Source organism: Amycolatopsis sp. NPDC051373, assembly GCF_040689465.1.
Taxonomy (GTDB): Bacteria; Actinomycetota; Actinomycetes; order Mycobacteriales; family Pseudonocardiaceae; genus Amycolatopsis.
In genome coordinates, this window is the sequence record NZ_JBFBAE010000005.1 from 397,984 (window position 1) to 415,034 (window position 17,051).

Below are 17,051 nucleotides of genomic sequence, written 5' to 3' on the forward strand. Positions count from 1 at the left end.
ACCCCGTGAGAACCAGTCCGTCAGTGTTCACCCGGCAGCGCGAACAGCCCGCTGTCCGTCTGCTCCAGCAGGCCGTCGACCAGCAACGAGTCGAGGCACCGGTCGCGCTGCCCGGCCTCGTGCCACACGATGTCCAGCCGCGCCTTCTCGACGGGTCCCTCGCTGCCGCGCAGCACGTCGAGCAGCAGGCCGCGCACCTGCCGGTCGGTGCCCGCGAACTTCTGCACGGGCTTGGCCGGCCCCGCGTACTCCGGCCGGCCGTTGTGCTGCCACGTGCAGGTGTCGAACACCGGGCAGTCGGCGCAGCGCGGCGCACGCGCGGTGCAGATCAGCGCGCCCAGCTCCATCAACGCGGCCGACAGCTTGGCCGCCGGCGCGTCTTCGGCCGGCAGCAGCGCCTCGACGTCGGCCATGTCGCGCGTGTTCGACGCCGGACCCGCGTCGCCGGCGCCGTGCACCGCCCGCGCGACCACCCGCCGCACGTTCGTGTCGACGACCGGCGCCCGCTTGCCGTAGGCGAAGGCCGCCACGGCCCGCGCGGTGTACGCGCCGATGCCGGGCAGCGCGAGCAGGGTGTCCACATCGGACGGCACGACGTCGCCGTGCTCGGCCGCGATCACCGTGGCCGCCGCGTGCAGCCGCAAGGCGCGGCGCGGGTAACCGAGCTTGCCCCACGCGCGCACGACCTCGCCGGTGGTCTCCGCGGCCAGCGCCGAGGGCACGGGCCAGCGCGCCATCCACTCGAGCCAGATCGGCTGCACGCGCGCGACCGGCGTCTGCTGCAGCATGATCTCGCTCACCAGCACGCCCCACGCGGAGCACTCCGGCTCGCGCCACGGCAGGTCTCGCCCGTGCGTGCCGAACCAGTCGATCAGAACGTCCGCGTCCACAGCCACGCCGACCATTGAAACCGACGCGGCTCAGACGACCTCGGTCAGGCTCCCGGTCTTCACGTCGTAGACGAATCCGCGCACGTTGTCGGTGTGCGGCAGGAAGTCACTGCGGCGCACGCGCTCCATCGACACGCGCACGCTGTCCTCGACGTTGCGGAACGCCTCCACCGACCAGGTCGGCCGCAGGCCCGTGGCCTGTTCGAGCTCGTCCTTGAAGTCGTCCTCGGTCACCGTCGAGAGGCCGCAGTTGGTGTGCTGCACGATCAGGACCTCGCGCGTGCCGAGCTTGCGCTGGCTGAGGGCGAGGGAGCGGATCATGTCGTCGGTGACCACGCCGCCGGCGTTGCGCAGCACGTGGGACTCACCTTGGATGAGGCCGAAGATCTCGAACACGCGCACGCGCGCGTCCATGCAGGTCAGGATGGCCACGTGCAACGAGGGTTTGGGCGACGAGCGGTCGCCCGGCACGACATTGCCGAGTTCCTCGTTGCGCTTGAGAAGAACGTCGATGGAGGTCATGGTCACCTTTCGGCCACGCTTCCCCGACTATGCGGGCGGTCCCTCCCATGGAACCCGTCCGGAGCGTCAGGTACAACGGGATAGGTCCGAAGTCACCGGAAAACAGGGGCATTCCCCTGCTGTCGGGGGTCAGCCCCCGAACCACGGCTCCTCGACGGTCCGCGGCGGCGCCGACGTGCGCCCGATCCGCAGCTCGGTGGGCAGCGTGATCACCTTCGGGCCCACGCGCTCGGCCGAGCCGAGCAGCAGCCGCCCCGCGACCTTGCCCTTCTCGAGCACGGGCTGGTGCACGGTGGTGAGCCCGAGGCGCTCGGCCTCGGCGATGCCGTCGAAGCCGGTCACGGTGAGGTCGAGCGGCACGCGCAGGCCCCGTCGTTCGGCTTCGGCCAGCGCGCCGAGCGCGAGGATGTCCGACGTGCAGATCACGGCCGTGACCTGCGGGTACGCGTCGAGCAGCTGGCGGGCGCCCGAAGCGCCGTCGTCGACGGTGTGGTCGAAGCGCTCCACCACGGGCACGGTGGCCCAATCAACACCTGCGGCAGAGAACGCCGTGGCCAGGGCTTCGAGGCGGATGCGCTGCACGTGGAAGTGGGCGCTGCTCTGGCGCTGCGCGGTCACGAAGTCGTCGTTGCGCTCGCGCGCCAGGCGCATGCACAGCACGCCGACCTGCCGGTGGCCGAGCGAGACCAGGTGCTCGGCCAGGCGCGTGACGGCGGCCGCGTCGTCCGGGCCGACGCGGTCCACGCCTTCGATGCGCGGCTGGTCGATGATCACCGTGGGGACGGGCCGCTCCAGCACGGCGGCCAGGTGCGGGTCGTCGTCGGGCACGGAGTAGACGACAAATCCGTCGACGCCGGCGCGGTGCACAGCGGCGACGTCTTCGCGGCCCGGGCTCGCGGGCACCAGGTGCAGGCCGACCCCGGCGTCCTCGCAGGCGAGGGCGAGGCCTTCGAGCACACCGACCGCCGCCGGGTCACGGAACGCGTACGACAGGTTCTCGGTGAGCAGCAGCCCGACGGCGCCGGCCTTGCGGGTGCGCAGCGAACGGGCTACCGGGTCCGGACCGGGGTAACCGAGGCGGCGGGCGGTCTCGAGGATGCGCCGGCGAAGTTCGGGAGACAGCTGGTCGGGGCGGTTGTACGCGTTGGACACGGTGGTCCTTGACACCCCGAGCTCCGCCGCCAGCGACGCCAATGTCGCCTGCCTCCGGGTGCGAATAGGACGGCCCATCCGCAAACCGTAACGGTTCAGATCGTTTTCCAGAAGCGACACCCCTGTGGTGAGTGTCTCGATCCGCTGAGTGACGGAGACGTGGTCTGCCACCCGGTGGAGCGCCTCTTGTCATTCGGATGGGGTAAGGTGAAACTGACAACGATTTCCATTAGCTGATCGGTTCGACCCAGGAGAGTCTTCGATGAGTTCCCGCCTGAGTACCCGCCGCACCCGCGGCGTGCTCGCCGCCGCTTCGGCTCTGACCGTGTTCGCGCTCAGCGCTTGCTCCAGCACCGACTCGGGCTCCGGCACCGGTTCCGGCTCTGGTTCCACGACGGGGCAGATCAACGTCATCGCGGCCACGGACGTGTGGGGCAGCGTCGTCATGGCCGTCGGCGGTGACAAGGTGGCTGTCAAGTCGATCATCCACGACCCGACGGCCGACCCGCACTCGTACGAGTCCACGGCCGACGACGCGCTGGCGGCCAAGAACGCGCAGCTCACGCTCGCCAACGGCGGCGGCTACGACGACTTCTTCGGCAAGCTGGCCGACCAGGCCTCGGGTGCGAAGAAGCTCGTGGCCTACGACATCGCCGCGACCGGTGACGAGAACGAGCACGTCTGGTTCGACCTGCCGGGCGTGGAGAAGGTGGCCGACCAGGTCGCCTCGGCGCTCAGCGCGATCCAGCCGGCGTCGAAGCAGACCTTCGACGACAACGCCAAGGCGTTCAAGGGCCAGGTCGACGCATTGGTCAAGAAGACGGAAGCCGTCGGCGCCGCGCACCCGGGCACCAAGGTCGTGGTGACCGAACCCGTGGCGCACTACCTGCTCGAGACCGCGAAGATCACCGACGCGACTCCGAAGGCCTTCTCCGACGCGGTCGAGAACGAGACCGACGTGCCCGCCACGGCGGTCAACGACTTCACCCAGCTCATCAAGAACAAGCAGGTCAAGGCCCTGATCAACAACGTCCAGACGGTCACCCCGCTGACCCAGCAGGTGGTGTCGGACGCGAAGGCGTCGAACGTCGCCGTGGTCGACGTAGCCGAGACGCTGCCTGCCGACGTCACGGGTTACATTGACTGGATGACCAAGGAAGTGGACTCGCTGTCCGGGGCTCTGAACAGCTGATGTCCGCCGCGCTCTCGACGGTTCGCCCCGCGGTTCGCGTCCGCGGGGCGGGCCTGGCGTTCGGCAGCCGCACCCTCTGGTCCGGGCTCGACCTCGACGTCGAGCAGGGCGAGTTCCTCGCGATCCTCGGCCCCAACGGGTCCGGCAAGAGCAGCCTGCTCAAGGCGTTGCTCGGCATGCAGGGCCTCTCGGCCGGCAGCATCGAGATCGCCGGTGGCCGCCCGGGCGGCGCCAACCGCAAGGTCGGCTACATCCCGCAGCAGCGCGCGATCGACGACGGCCTGACCCTGCGTGGTGTCGACCTCGTGGGTCTGGGCCTCGACGGGCACCGCTGGGGGACCGGCGTGTTCGGCATGCGCGACCGCCGGCGTCGCGTCGCGGAGGCGATCGAGGCCGTCGGTGGCACGGCGTACGCGAAGCAGCCGATCGGGCGGCTTTCCGGCGGTGAACAGCAACGCCTCCGGGTGGCGCAGTCGCTCGTCGGTGACCCGTCCGTAATGCTGTGCGACGAACCGCTCCTTTCGCTCGACCTCGCACACCAGCGCGCGGTCAGCGAGCTGATCGACCGGCGCCGGCGCACGGCGGACACGGCCGTGCTGTTCGTGACGCACGAGATCAACCCGGTGCTGCAGTTCGTCGACCGCGTGTTGTACCTGGTCAACGGCTCGTTCCGGGTCGGCAAGCCCGACGAGGTGATGAACTCCGAGACGCTGTCCGAGCTGTACGGCACCCGCGTCGAGGTGCTGCGCGTCGGCGGTCAGATCCACATCGCGGGTTCGCAGAGCTCCCTGTGTGAAGACCAACCACACCACCACGAGCAGGAAGCAGTGGGCTGAGCCTTGGACGGCATGTTCGACTTCGCCAAGACGTGGGAGCTGATCACCGAGCTGGACGGCGTGCAGACGGCGCTCATCGCCGCCGCCGTGCTCGGGCTGCTCGCCGGCATCCTCGGTCCGCTGATCGTGATGCGCCGCATGTCCTTCGCGGTGCACGGCACGTCTGAGCTGGCCTTCACCGGCGCGGCGGGCGCACTGCTGATCGGCGTCGGCGTCGAGTACGGCGCGCTTCTCGGCGCGGTGGCCGCCGCCCTGTTGCTGGGCATCCTCGGCACCCGCGACGCCGACCGCGACTCCGTGATCGGCGTGATCCTGTCCTTCGGCCTCGGCATGGGCGTGCTGCTGCTGTCGTTCTACAAGGGACGGTCGGCCAACAAGTTCGGCATTCTGACGGGCCAGATCATCACCGTGGACTCGACGAACCTGACGTCACTGGTGATCTCGGCCGTCGCCGTGCTGGCCGTGCTGGCGTGCGTCTACCGGCCCCTGCTGTTCGCCAGCGTGGACCGCAACGTCGCCGTCGCGCGCGGCGTGCCGGTGAAGACGCTGACGGTGGTGTTCTCCCTGCTCGTCGGCGTCGCGACGGCGCTGAGCGTGCAGATCGTCGGGTCGCTGCTGGTGGTCGCCCTGATGGTGACCCCCGCCGCGGCCGCCGCCCGCGTCACGGCGAGCCCATTGCGCGCGACGGTGTTGTCGGTGATCTTCGCGGAGGTCGCGGCCCTGGGCGGCATCATCCTGTCGCTGGCCCCGGGCAAACCGGTGAGTGCCTTCGTCACGGCCATCTCGTTCCTGATCTACCTGATCTGCCGCGCCATCTCCTGGGCGCGCGACCGCCGCACCGGCGTCCGCGTGACCGCTCCGGCCGAGCGGACACCCGTAGCCGTCTGACCTATTTGATGGGGTGCGCGGCCATCGCCGTCTTCACCGCGTTGATGAAGCCGTCGTCCGTGAACGGGACCAGGCCGCCCGCGACGTTGCGTTCCACGGCCTGCAGGACGACCACCTGCGAGTTCACGAACTCGTTCACCGCCTGCGCCTGGGGCGTCTTGTCAGTGGAGTAGGCGAGGTAGGTCAGGTTCGTGAAAGCCGCGGAGAGGTAGCGCGAGGACGCGAGGCTGAACGAGTCGCCGTAGACGAGCGTGGGCTTGGCGATCGTGCCCACCAGCGGGGGCGAGCTGTGGTGCACGGGCTGGTCGATGTTGGCGAGGAAACCCGCCGCGCGGTCGGTGACGCCGTCGGGCTTCAGGCTGTACTGCGTGTTGGACTTGGTGCCCGACTTGCCGATCAGCAGCGGCAGGTCGGCGACGGCGTCGTATACACCGTCCGGAGTGGACAGCCAGCTCGTCGTCACGCCGGGCTGCACGGTCTCGGCGAGGGTCCGCGTGAGGACGAGGCCGCCTTCGTCGCGCCAGTGCGTGTCGTTGGGGGCGTAGATCGGGTGGCCGACGCGGGCGGCGGACGCGGCCAGCGCCGGGCGCAGATCCAGCGAGTGGCCGACGGTGGTCATCTTGTACCAGTCGTTCGGCGCGGCGGCCTGCGAGCACTCCTTGCCCGGGAAGCTGTCGGGCAGGAACTGGGGCACCATCGTCGTCTTGTCCGGCGTCACCACGAAGATGAACTTGCGCCCGGAAGCCTCGACCGCGGTGCGCAGCTCGTTGACCTTCTTCAGCGTCGTGTCGATGTCCTGCGTGGGCGTGCACTTCGACTCGGCGTCGTAGCCGTAGTACAGCCAGCCGTCGAGACCCTGCACGACCTTGCGGTAGCCGGCTTGGTTGCTGCCGGGCAGGCTCGGCGCCGCAGGCCCCTGGTTGGGCGCGCCCGGCTGCTGCAGCGGCGGCGCGGGGATGGGGCCGGAGTCGGACGACGAGCCCTGGTCGAGCGGCGCGTCCTCGCCGAAGATCGCGCGGCTGACGCCGTCGGCCGCGTTGATGGCGCTCGCGCGGAAGGACAGCTGGTCGACGGCCCACGTCGGCAGGCCGGTGAAGAAGCCGAAGCCGTCGCCGATGCTGGGGAAACCCGCGAGCTTGTGGTTCTCGATCTCGGTCGGGCGCACCCCGAACACCCACAGCAGCGTGGGTGTGGTGAAGAACAGCAGCGCGCAGATCAGCGCTGTGAGCTGCCGCTTGCCGTGCCGCGGACGGTGCAGCGCGTGCTCGCGGGGCAGGTACGCCTCGTGGACGGCTGGCAGCTGTTGGGGTTCGGACGCCACTCGATCACGGTAGCCACTTCGGGTGAACGAGGTGTGGGCAACCACCGAAAAGTCAGCCGAGCATGAGCAGGACCTGCAGCTCACCGACGATGAACCCGATCACGCCACCGACGGCGATCAGCTTCCACTCGTCCTGGCGGAACGCCGGGCGCAGCAGCCCTTCGAACTCCACGGGCGTCATCGCGAGCATGCGCTGCTCGATGACCTTGGCGACGTCCATGGCCTGTGTGAGGTAGCCCTCGGCGTAGCGGACGGTCTGCGGCAGCTCCGCCAGCGCCCGTCGCGCGGCCTCATGCTTCATCTCCTGCAGCCGGCGCCCGCCGACGGCCAGGGTGAGCACGGGCTTCGCGAGGCTGGCCTGCTCGTCGACGGCGTGGCCCACCGCGCGTTCGACCATCGCCACGAGCCGGTCGGACTTCGGGCCGCGCAGCAGGGCTTCGAGCAGGTTCGCCGTGGTCAGGACTTCGCCGGCGATCAGCTCGCCGTACTGCCGGGCGACCTCTGCGCGGCGGCGCTGGAACTTCCCCTGCAGGATCACACGGCCGACGCGCACGGGCTCGCGGGGCAGGAAGATCATCTTGATCGCGAGCCAGTCGGTGAACAGGCCGATGCAGCCGCCGAAGATCGGCAGCACGAGCGGCTGGCGCGTCAACGCCCACACGATCGCCTGCACGACGCCGAGGCCGAACCCGAAGAAGATGCCGGCGCGGGCGATGAACGCCATCTCGGGCCGCGAGGTCTCGCGGATCAGCCGCACGAGCAGGGCCTTGTCTCGGGTGAGGCTTTCGACGGTCATGTGCCGCACGTCGAGCACTTCGTCGAGGTTGTCGCGCACGTCCTCCAGGAACTCGCGCACGAGCCGCGGCGCGTTGGCCTGGACCTGCTTGATCAGCAGCTCCTGCGCCAGCGTCGGCAGCACTTCCCACAGCCGCGGGTGGTGCTCCTCCAGCACGTCGCGCGCGATCGCGTCGACGGCCCGCAGCAGCGGCTGCTCCAGCTCGCGCGTGACGATGACCGGGTCGATCTTCTCGAAGATCTCCTTGAGGTCGAGCAGGTTCGTGGTCAGCAGGTCGGTCGCGATGGCCGCCATCCGGCCGCCGTGCTTGGGCACCACGCCCTGCCAGCCGAGAAACGGCTTGATCCCGACGAACTCGAGCGGGCGGAACATCATCTCGATCGCGACGCGCTTGGTGACGTAGCCGATGAGCGCGGCGATGAACGGCATCGTGGCGTAGACCGGCCAGTGCCGCGCGAGGTCGTCGAGGACTGCGTCCAAACCGGCCTCCCTCCACTCGCCGGAGAAACCGTATCGCAGTTGTCAGTGCAGCAGGGCCAGCGCCTGGAGCTCGCCGACCAGCCCACCGATGACCGCACCGACCGCGATCAGCTTCCATTCGTCCTGCCGGAACGCAGGGCGGAGTAGTTGTTCGAATTCCAACGGGGTGAGCTTGCGCATCCAGTCGACGATCGTGTTGCGCACGTCGAGTGCGTTCACGGCGTAGTCCTCGGCGTGGCGGAACGTCTCGGGCACGCGCCGCGCGGCGATCGCGGCGGCAGTCTGCTTCATTTCCTGAAAGCGCTTCGTGCCGACGGCGATCGCGACGAACGGTTTCACCACGCTCGCCTGCGCGTCGATCGTCTTCTGCACCTCGCGTGTGATCATGGTGAACAGTCGGTCGGACTTCGGCCCGCGCAGCACGGCTTCCAGCAGGTTGGGCACGGTGATGATCTCGCAGGCGATCATGTCGCCGTAGTCGGCGGCGACCTGGTCGCGACGCTTCTGGAAAACGCCCTGCCACGTATAGCTGCCCAAGAACCGTTTCGGCTCGCGAGGCAGGAAGATCATTTTCAGGGCGAGCCAGTCGGTGAGCCAGCCGATGCCGAGACCGAACAGCGGCAGCACGATCGGCGATTTCGTGAACGACCACACGAGCAGCTGAACGCAGCCGAGAATGAAGCCGAACACGATTCCGGAACGCGCGATGAACCGCATTTCCGGTTTCGAGATGTCGCGGATCAGGCGGTTGAGGAGCGCCTTGTCGCGCACGAGGTTGGTCACGACCATGTGCTTGAGGTCGAGCACGTCTTCGATGTCGGCCGCGATTTCCCGCATGATCTTGGTGATCGCGCGCGGCGCTTCGGCCTGAACGCGCTTGAGCAGCAGTTGCTGCGCGGTCGTGGGCAGCACCTCCCACAGCCGCGGCTGGTAGGTCTCCATGACCTCGCGCGTGACGTCTTCGACGACTTCGAGCAGCGGTTCTTCGATTTCCTCGGCGACCTGCGCGGGGTCGAGGCGCGCGAAAATCTCCTTCGGGTCGACGAGGTTCGTGGTGAGCATTTCCGTCGCGGTCGTCGCCATGCGTTCGGCGTTCGCAGGCAGCACGCCCTGCCAGCCGAGGAACGGTTTGACGCCGGCGAACTCGACGGGCCGGAACATCATTTCGATGGCCACGCGCTTGGTGACGTAGCCGATCAGCGCGGCGATGAAGGGCATCGTCGCGTAGACCTGCCAGTGGTGCACCGCGCTCGCCTCCCCGTGTCGCGCTCACGCGCACGGTAGCGGGCGGCGGCCAGTGGGTCGGGGAGCCGCGTCGGGTGTTCACCGGTTCGGGCTTGCCGGCTGCGGGCTGCGCCCGGCTTCTGGCTTCGCTCGGCGTCTGGCTTGCTCGGCTGCGGATCGACGGTGGTGACTTGTCAGGGCCGTGTATTCGCCGGGCTCGTGCCGGTCGGGCCGAAGATCGATCCGGCGCCTTGTTGCGGACCGTCCATTCCGGTCTCCCGCTGTTTCCGCGTTGTTCTCCCCGGCGTCCCTCCTCGTCTGCGATGCCATGCGTGACCGGGGGTAGCGCATTTTGTAATGCAGCCGTTTGGCGGTACGTAAACACGGACCTGCCCTCACTAAGGTGGCCCGATGGTCGCGCCTGAGAAGTCCGAAGCCACTCCCAAGAGCGCCCCGTTCGCAGTCGCGGTCAGGGGTTACAACCAGCGCCAGGTCGACGAGCGGCTCACCGCGCTCGCGCGCGAGCTGAGGGAGACGTCCCACAGCCGCGATGAGGCCATCGCGACGGCCGGCGAGCTGTCCAAAGCCCTTACCACTACGCAGAACGAGCTGTCCGAGACGAAAGCCGCCCTTGTGCGGCTGAGCTCGAGCCCGTCCGGCGCCGGAGCCATGGCCGAGCGCGTGCGCATGATGATGCAACTCGCCGAGGAGGAGATCGCCGACCTCCGCGCCGCCGCCGAAGCCGACGCCGCCGCCACCCGCGCCGAGGCGGACAAATACGCGCACGAGTCGCAGCGGACCGTCGAGCGCCTGGGCAAGGAAGCGGAAGCCGAGCGCGAGCGGCTGCTGTCGGAGGCGCAGGCGGACATCGCGTCGCGTATCGCTTCGGCTGAGGCTGACATCGACGAGCGTACGGCCGCGGCCGACGCGGACATCGAGCGTCGGACCCGGACTGCGGACGAGGACATCGCTTCGCGAACGGCTGCGGCGAATGAAGATATCGCCACGCGCACGGCTGCGGCCGACGAAGACATCGCCACGCGCACCGCTGCCGCGAATGAGGACATCGCGACCCGCACGGCCGACGCCACCCGCGCCCGCGCCGAAGCCGACGAAGCCGCCGCCCGCGCCCGCGCCGAAGCCGACGAATCGGCCAGCCGCGCCCGCGTCGAGGCCGACGCCGCCGCCGAAGCCGCCTCCGCCGCCGCCCGCGCCGAAGCCGAACGCGCCGCGTCCGAGGAGATCGCCACCAAGCGCTCCCAAACGGACGCCGCCCTCGCCGACGCCCTACAGAAGCAGACCGAGGCCACCGAAGCCCGCACCCTGGCGCTCGACCTGCGCGCGAAGGTGGCGGACCGATTGGCTGCTACGAATGTCGCGGTTCAGGAAGCCCTGCGCCTGCTGAACCCGGCGGACCAGGCGGCTACGGAGCCGGAGCCCGTTGGGGGCGCTGCCGCTGAGTCGGAGGACGTCGCCGCTCGCTGACCCCACCCTTTGGCGGGCCCACCACACTTGGTGGGCCCGCTCTTTTTTCGGGGTCGCCGATTCGCGCCGCACGGATGTTCGCCCCGAGAATGCCAATATCCACCAGCGCCGGTTGCGGAGGTTTTGCCTCTTGATCCTCGAAGACGAACGCGCGGCCCTCTGCACCTACGCCCGCCGCCTGGCGTCGGACGGCCTGGTCGTCGCCACCTCCGGCAACCTCTCCATCCGCGACGGCGCCCTCGTCGCCGTCACCCCCACCGGTGTGGACTACGCGACTTTGCAGCCGGCCGACATCCCGATCGTCGGCTTGGACGGAGAGCTCGTCGATGGCAGTCTCCGGCCCACCAGCGAACTGCCCATGCACCTGACCATCTACAACCACGCCACCGACCCCGACGACGCCCCGGTGAACGCGGTCGTCCACACGCACTCCGCCCACGCCACCGCCGCGTCGACGCTGGTCGACGAGCTCCCGCCCATCCACTACTTGGTGGCCACCCTCGGCCCCACCATCCGCGTCGCCCCCTACGCGACCTACGGCACCCACGCTCTGGCCGCCCACATCCTCCCGGCGCTGGAGGCTCGCCGGGGCTGCCTGCTGGCCAACCACGGCACGGTCACTTATGGGTCCACGCTGGCTGCGGCTTATGACCGTGCTCAGCAGTTGGAGTGGCTCTGTCAGGTGTGGTTGTTGGCCCGCTCGGCCGGTACTCCGGCTTTGTTGCCGGCGGCGGAGATTGAGCATGTGGTGGAAAAACTTCGCGGTTACGGTCAGGGCTGAAGCGTCGCCCGCATCCGCTGAATTCCGCGCAGCACCCTTTCGCGATTCTTCGCCGCTTTGAGCCATGCCGGCAGCTTGGCGACCATCGTCATCCTCCGCCGCCACTCACCCTCGCCGACAACGACCTTCTCCCGAAGCCTCGCACCGACAAAAGCCTCCAGGTAATCAAGGTGCGCTTCGTTGTACGCCCACAGCACATTCCCGCCGCAATCGCCTTGCAACCACAGCGGCTCCCTCAGATACGGATCGCGCATGGTCCCAGTCGGCGCCTGCCCGTATTGCGTCCCACCGGTCTGGTCCCGCACACACCCGCACCGCCCGCACACCAGCCGTCGGGCCTCCCGCAGCTCCGCACCCACCCCCGGCACGACGACCACCCTGGCGCATTCCGCACACCGTGGGCAGTGCACCAGCACCTCACCGGCGGCGAAATGCCATGCGGTGAGCCGCTGATCGCGGAACCGCTGCTGATCGGCTGTCACGCTCGCCCCTCTGCTGCCCACGGAGGTACAGGGTACGCAGACGGCCGCCGATTCCCATTGCGATTTTCGCTCGGCTAGAACTGGTAATACAAAAACGGACTGAACGTCCCCGTAGCCACCAGAATCGCGGCATAAACCAACCCGGCCGTCATCACGCCCACCCGCAGAGCCGTAGCCGGACGCGTCCGCGAGGACTCCAGCAGTGGCCCCGTGACCGGATGCGCCGGCAGCGCGAACACGGCCAGCGCCAAGAGCAAAATCACCAACCGCTGGTTGGTCAGCGCGCTCGAAACCACATCGCCGAGTCCGCCGAAGTCCGGCAGGAGCATGTGGCCGATCATGCTCAGCGCGTGCGGCAGGTCGGTGGACCGGAAGAACACCCAGCCGAACACCACGAGGACCAGGGTCAGTACCCGGCGGGCGATGCGGGCGACCGGGCCGGCCGGGGTGTCGCCCAGGTTGAAGCGGCGTTCGATGACCAGGAGGGCGCCGTGGTAGCAGCCCCAGACCAGGAAGGTCCATTGGGCGCCGTGCCAAAAGCCGGTCAGCACGAAGACGATGCAGAGGTTGCGGTAGGTCTTGCCGGCGCCTGAGCGGTTGCCGCCGAGGGGGATGTAGACGTAGTCGCGGAACCAGCGGGACAGGGACATGTGCCAGCGGCGCCAGAATTCCGTGATGGTGACCGAGGAGTACGGCCGCGCGAAGTTCTCCGGGAGGCGGAAGCCCAGCATGCGGCCGAGGCCGATGGCCATGTCCGAGTAACCCGAGAAGTCGAAGAACAGCTGCAGCGTGTAGCCGATGGCGCCGAGCCAGGCCGTCGCGAAGGTCATCTGGTCGGGGGGCGTGGAGAAGCACGCTTCGACCATCGGGCTGAGCGAGTCGGCGACGACGGACTTCTTGCAGAGGCCCAGTGCGAACCGCGGGAAGCCGGCGGCGATGTCGTCGAGGCGGTGGGAACGCTGCTGCGGCAGCTGGTCCGCGATCTCGCGGTAGCGCACGATGGGACCGGCGATGAGCTGCGGGAACATCGCGATGTACGCCGCGAACGACACGGGGTTGCGAAGCGCGCGACGCTCGCCGCGGTAGATGTCCACGACGTACGAAATGTGGTGGAACGTGTAGAACGAGATGCCGATCGGCACCACGATGCTCGCGACGCCGACATCACCGCCGAACCAGTGCGCGACGGCCGCGATCTGCTGCGTCGCGAAGCCCGCGTACTTCCAGATGACGAGCACCAGCACGTCGAGCGTGACGAGGCCGATGAGGATCCGCTTGCGCCGCGTGCTGCGGACGTCCCAGGGGCTGGGTTCGAGCGCCGGGCCGGCGAGGAAGTTGACGGCCATGCAGCCGAGCAGCAGGAACAGGTACGGACCGGCGCCGATCGTGTAGAACAGCAGGCTCGCCACCGCGACGATGCCGTTGCGCCAGCTGCGCGGGCACACCAGCACGGCGATCAGCACCGCGGGCATGAAGTACCACAAGAACAGCGGCGAAACGAACGACATCGGTGACGGACCCCCTCGGTTCCGGAGCTGACCTTAGCCCGAGCGGGTGGCCCGGTGGAGTGAAGGCCAGCGGATCCGGACGCGAATCACTGAGGGTGGTCGCGAAAGGGGCAACCGGGACCGGTCGCACCGAGGGGATTCAGACCACTGCCGGGCCGCCCGATGACAGGCAGCCCGGCAGCGGTCGAAGAAACGTCAGCTCAGCCGGCCCGCCGCGCGGCGGCGGCGAGCGACCTCAGCCAGCAGCACGCCGGCGGCCACCGAGGCGTTCAGGGACTCGACGCCCGCCGCCATCGGGATGGACACCGTGGCGTCGCAGGTCTCGCGCACCAGGCGCGACAGGCCGCGGCCCTCGGAGCCCAGGACGATGACCAGCGGGTCCGCCGCGAGCTCCAGGGAGTCGATGTCCACGGTGCCGTCCGCGTCGAGGCCCACGATCATCAGGCCCTGCGACGCCCACGCCTTCAACTGCCGCGTGAGGTTCGTCGCGACGGCGATGGGGAGCTTGGCGGCCGTGCCGGCGCTCGTGCGCCACGCGACGGCCGTCATGCCGGCGCTGCGGCGTTCGGGCAGGAGCACGCCCTGGGCGCCGAACGCGGCGGCTGACCGGATGACCGCGCCGAGGTTGCGCGGGTCCGTCACACCGTCCAACGCGACGAACAGTGGGGTGCAGCCCGAGTCGCGCGCGGATTCCATGAGGTCGTCCGGGTGGGCGTACTCGAACGGCGGCACCTGAAGGCCCAGGCCCTGGTGCATGGCGCGGTTGGTCTTGCGGTCGAGCTCCTCGCGCGGAATCTCCAGGATGGAGATGCCCTTGTCGGCCGCGAGGCGCACGGCCTCGTTCACGCGGTCGTCGATCTCGATGTTCACCGCGACGTAAAGCGCGACGGCCGGGACGTCGGCGCGCAGGGCCTCGACGACCGGGTTGCGGCCGGCGATGAGCTCCGGGCGGTCGGCCTTCTTCTGCCGCGCCTGCTCCCGCGTCTTCGCGGCGTTGGCGGAGCGGTACGCCTTGTGCCCGGGCCGGTCCTCGGCCTTCGGCGTGGGGCCCTTGCCCTCGAGCGCCTTGCGCCGCTGCCCGCCGGAGCCGACGACCTGGCCCTTTTTGGTGCCGGTCTTGCGGATGGCGCCCTGACGCCGTGAGTTCCCTGCCATGTGTAACCGAGTCCTTAATCCACCGCGGTGGAACGGATCAGGAGTTCCTGACCGTCCACTGCGGACCGTTCGGGGTGTCCTCAACCACGATGCCCGCCTGCGTGAGGCGGTCACGGGCGGCGTCCGCGCGCGCGAAGTCCTTCGCGGCGCGCGCCTCCTGGCGTTCGGCCAGTAGGCCTTGTACGAGTTCGTCGAGCGCTTCGCGGACGGGGGTCTCGCTGCCGCCGCCGTCGGCCCAGCGGTCCGAGAGCGGATCGACGCCGAGCACGTCGGTCATCGCGCGCACGGAGGAAGCCAGCTCGAGTGCCTTGGGGGTATCGCCCGCGTCGAGCGCGGCATTACCGTCGCGCACCGTGTTGTGCACCACGGCGAACGCGGCCGGCGTGGCCAGGTCGTCGTCCATCGCGGTGGCGAAGTCCGGCTGCACGGCGCCTGCGAGCACCTCACCGGCGGCCGCCGCCCGCCGCAGGAACGCCTCGATGCGGCGGTAACCCTGCGCCGCCTCGGCGACCGCGCCGTCGGAGTACTCGACGGTGGACCGGTAGTGCGGCTGCACGAGGTAATAGCGCAGCTCGGGCGCGCGGTAGCGCTCCAGCATCGCCGGGATCGACACGGTGTTGCCCAGCGACTTCGACATCTTCTCGCCGGACATCGTCACCCACGCGTTGTGCAGCCAGTACCGCGCGAACGGGTCGCCGACGGCGTTCGACTGCGCGCGCTCGTTCTCGTGGTGCGGGAAGACCAGGTCGACGCCGCCGCCGTGGATGTCGAACTCCGGGCCGAGGTAGTTGGTCGACATCGCCGAGCACTCCAGGTGCCAGCCCGGCCGCCCGTCGCCCCACGGCGTCGGCCACGACGGCTCGCCCGGCTTCGCGCTCTTCCACAGCGTGAAGTCGCGTGAATCGAGCTTGCCGCGGGTCGGTGTCTCGCCCTGCTGCACCTCGTCGAGCTGCTGGCCCGAGAGCTTGCCGTAGCCGTCGAACGACTTCACGGAGAAATAGACGTCACCGTCGGCCGCGTACGCGTGGCCGCTGTCGATCAGCCGCTGCATGAGCGTGATCATCTGTGTGATGTGCCCGGTCGCGCGCGGGTTGACCGACGGCGGGAGGCAACCCAGGTCGTCGTAGGCCTTCTCGAACGCGCGCTCGTGCTTGGTCGCCCACTCCCACCACGGCCGGCCCGCTTCGGCGGCCTTGGTGAGGATCTTGTCGTCGATGTCGGTGACGTTGCGGACCAGGAGCACGTCGAGTCCACTGTGGAGCAGCCAGCGCCGCAGGACGTCGTAGTTCAGCACTCCCCGCACGTGCCCGATGTGGGGCACGCCCTGCACGGTGGCGCCACACAGGTAGATGGACGCCGTTCCGCTGCGGACGGGAACGAACTCCCGAGAGGCACGGGTCGCGGTGTCGAACAGGTGTAGGGCCACCCATAAAGGGTACGGGGTCGGTGTGGGCGACGTCGCAAGACGTCAAAAGACGTCGTGCTTGCGCAAAGCCCCGAGAAGTGCGTCCGGCCGTTCTGTGGTCGGCAGCGGGTCGACGAGTTCGAACGCGCAGCCCAGTGCGCGGGCGCCGCCGTCGGCTTCTTCGCTGTCGCCGATCATCAGGGTCTCTTCGGCGCGGACGCCCAGCTGGTCGATGGCCGCGCGGAAGATCTCCGGCTGCGGTTTGACGGCTCCGACCTCGAAGGACAGCACGAACGAGGAGATGTGGGTGTCCCAGCCGCGCTGGGTGAAGGCGGGGCGGATGTCGAAGGCGATGTTGCTGAGGACGCCGACCTTGCGGCCGCCCGCCGCGCCGAGTTTGAGGGCGGCTTCGGTGTCGGGGTAGGGCGTCCACTCGCTGGGGGTGATAAGGCGGTTGTAGAGGGCTTCGGCCTGGTCGCGGTGGGGGACGCCGGAGCGGGAGAGGACTTCGAGGTAGACCTTGCGGTGGAGGTCGGGGTCCAGGTCTCGGTCGTTCCAGGCCTGTCGGTACTCGGCATCGAGTTCGACGACCTGGCCGACGGGGGCGGTCATGCGGCGCATGAGCTCGGTCTGGGCTTCCAGGTCGAGGGATTGGCCGTGGTCGTCGATGACGTCGGTGAGCCAGGAGGAGTCCTGTTCCAGTCGGAAGAGGGTGCCGGAGAAGTCGAAGAGGACTGCGTTGATGGCCACGTGGTCACTTTAACTAGATCTGGTTCTTGCGGGAGTGGCGTCGGGTTTGTGTGGGGTGGGTTCTCGGGCCTCGCGGGGCGTGTTGCGTGGGGGGTGCACCCCGAAGCTGGATTGTGTTGACGGCCGGTGACGTGTTGTCAAGGCGGGAAAGCGTGCCTTGACAACACGTCGCCGGCCGCAAGGA

The 17,051-nt window shown here is 69.1% G+C and carries 16 protein-coding genes; 5 read left to right on the forward strand and 11 right to left on the reverse strand.

Features of this window, described 5'->3' with window-relative positions; genetic code table 11:
• Positions 1-20 precede the first annotated feature (20 nt).
• The 3 genes from AB0383_RS12300 to AB0383_RS12310 form a co-directional block, all read right to left on the reverse strand.
• The gene (locus AB0383_RS12300; protein ID WP_364170665.1) at positions 21-896 is read right to left on the reverse strand and encodes an A/G-specific adenine glycosylase; all 876 of its coding nucleotides are present in this window, start codon (positions 894-896) and stop codon (positions 21-23) included.
• A gap of 24 nt (positions 897-920) precedes the next feature.
• Positions 921-1,412, reverse strand: a complete 492-nt coding sequence (locus AB0383_RS12305) for a carbonic anhydrase (RefSeq protein WP_220244776.1) — start codon at positions 1,410-1,412, stop codon at positions 921-923.
• Between the two features lie 129 nt (positions 1,413-1,541).
• Complete coding sequence (locus AB0383_RS12310; protein WP_364049900.1) at positions 1,542-2,642, reverse strand: LacI family DNA-binding transcriptional regulator; 1,101 nt, start codon at positions 2,640-2,642, stop codon at positions 1,542-1,544.
• Positions 2,643-2,838: 196 nt separating this feature from the next.
• Here AB0383_RS12310 and AB0383_RS12315 point away from each other — a divergent pair, with 196 nt between their 5' ends.
• Genes AB0383_RS12315 through AB0383_RS12325 form a run of 3 tightly spaced genes read left to right on the forward strand, consistent with a single transcriptional unit; the run spans position 2,839 to position 5,480 of the window.
• A complete protein-coding gene (locus AB0383_RS12315; RefSeq protein WP_366186946.1) occupies positions 2,839-3,756 on the forward strand; it encodes a zinc ABC transporter substrate-binding protein in 918 nt (305 codons plus the stop codon).
• Positions 3,756-4,592 (forward strand): metal ABC transporter ATP-binding protein, encoded by an 837-nt coding sequence (locus tag AB0383_RS12320; protein ID WP_364170667.1) that lies wholly within the window; start codon positions 3,756-3,758, stop codon positions 4,590-4,592. Before AB0383_RS12315 ends, AB0383_RS12320 begins: the two co-directional genes overlap by 1 nt.
• 3 nt (positions 4,593-4,595) lie before the next feature.
• Complete coding sequence (locus AB0383_RS12325; RefSeq protein ID WP_220244773.1) at positions 4,596-5,480, forward strand: metal ABC transporter permease; 885 nt, start codon at positions 4,596-4,598, stop codon at positions 5,478-5,480.
• A 1-nt stretch (position 5,481) separates the two neighbouring features.
• Here the strand turns inward: AB0383_RS12325 and AB0383_RS12330 are convergent, their stop codons facing one another.
• The 3 genes from AB0383_RS12330 to AB0383_RS12340 are packed head-to-tail and all read right to left on the reverse strand — an operon-like array spanning position 5,482 to position 9,295.
• A complete protein-coding gene (locus tag AB0383_RS12330) occupies positions 5,482-6,801 on the reverse strand; it encodes a hypothetical protein (RefSeq protein WP_364170669.1) in 1,320 nt (439 codons plus the stop codon).
• 52 nt (positions 6,802-6,853) lie between these two features.
• The gene (locus tag AB0383_RS12335; protein WP_366186914.1) at positions 6,854-8,077 is read right to left on the reverse strand and encodes a DUF445 domain-containing protein; all 1,224 of its coding nucleotides are present in this window, start codon (positions 8,075-8,077) and stop codon (positions 6,854-6,856) included.
• Between the two features lie 42 nt (positions 8,078-8,119).
• A complete protein-coding gene (locus AB0383_RS12340; protein ID WP_366186948.1) occupies positions 8,120-9,295 on the reverse strand; it encodes a DUF445 family protein in 1,176 nt (391 codons plus the stop codon).
• A gap of 417 nt (positions 9,296-9,712) precedes the next feature.
• On the opposite strand from AB0383_RS12340, the gene AB0383_RS12345 reads away from it, so the two are divergent.
• Together AB0383_RS12345 and AB0383_RS12350 are read left to right on the forward strand one after the other, a co-directional pair.
• Positions 9,713-10,786, forward strand: coding sequence for a hypothetical protein (locus AB0383_RS12345; RefSeq protein ID WP_364170673.1), 1,074 nt, complete (start codon positions 9,713-9,715; stop codon positions 10,784-10,786).
• A 130-nt stretch (positions 10,787-10,916) separates the two neighbouring features.
• On the forward strand, positions 10,917-11,567 hold the full coding sequence (locus AB0383_RS12350) for a class II aldolase/adducin family protein (protein WP_366186916.1): 651 nt from the start codon (positions 10,917-10,919) through the stop codon (positions 11,565-11,567).
• Here AB0383_RS12350 and AB0383_RS12355 read toward each other — a convergent pair.
• The 5 genes from AB0383_RS12355 to AB0383_RS12375 all read right to left on the reverse strand — a co-directional run bounded on the left by AB0383_RS12355 (position 11,558) and on the right by AB0383_RS12375 (position 16,867).
• A complete protein-coding gene (locus AB0383_RS12355) occupies positions 11,558-12,049 on the reverse strand; it encodes a TFIIB-type zinc ribbon-containing protein (protein ID WP_366186918.1) in 492 nt (163 codons plus the stop codon). The two genes, AB0383_RS12350 and AB0383_RS12355, sit on opposite strands and share 10 nt — an antisense overlap.
• 74 nt (positions 12,050-12,123) lie before the next feature.
• Complete coding sequence (locus AB0383_RS12360) at positions 12,124-13,557, reverse strand: MBOAT family protein (RefSeq protein ID WP_364170679.1); 1,434 nt, start codon at positions 13,555-13,557, stop codon at positions 12,124-12,126.
• Positions 13,558-13,752: 195 nt separating this feature from the next.
• Positions 13,753-14,712: a 23S rRNA (guanosine(2251)-2'-O)-methyltransferase RlmB gene (gene rlmB / locus AB0383_RS12365; protein ID WP_364170681.1), complete on the reverse strand. Its 960-nt coding sequence runs from the start codon at positions 14,710-14,712 to the stop codon at positions 13,753-13,755.
• Positions 14,713-14,749: 37 nt separating this feature from the next.
• Positions 14,750-16,138, reverse strand: a complete 1,389-nt coding sequence (gene cysS / locus AB0383_RS12370; RefSeq protein WP_364170683.1) for a cysteine--tRNA ligase — start codon at positions 16,136-16,138, stop codon at positions 14,750-14,752.
• A 42-nt stretch (positions 16,139-16,180) separates the two neighbouring features.
• A complete protein-coding gene (locus tag AB0383_RS12375; protein WP_364170685.1) occupies positions 16,181-16,867 on the reverse strand; it encodes an HAD family hydrolase in 687 nt (228 codons plus the stop codon).
• Between the last annotated feature and the right edge of the window lie 184 nt (positions 16,868-17,051).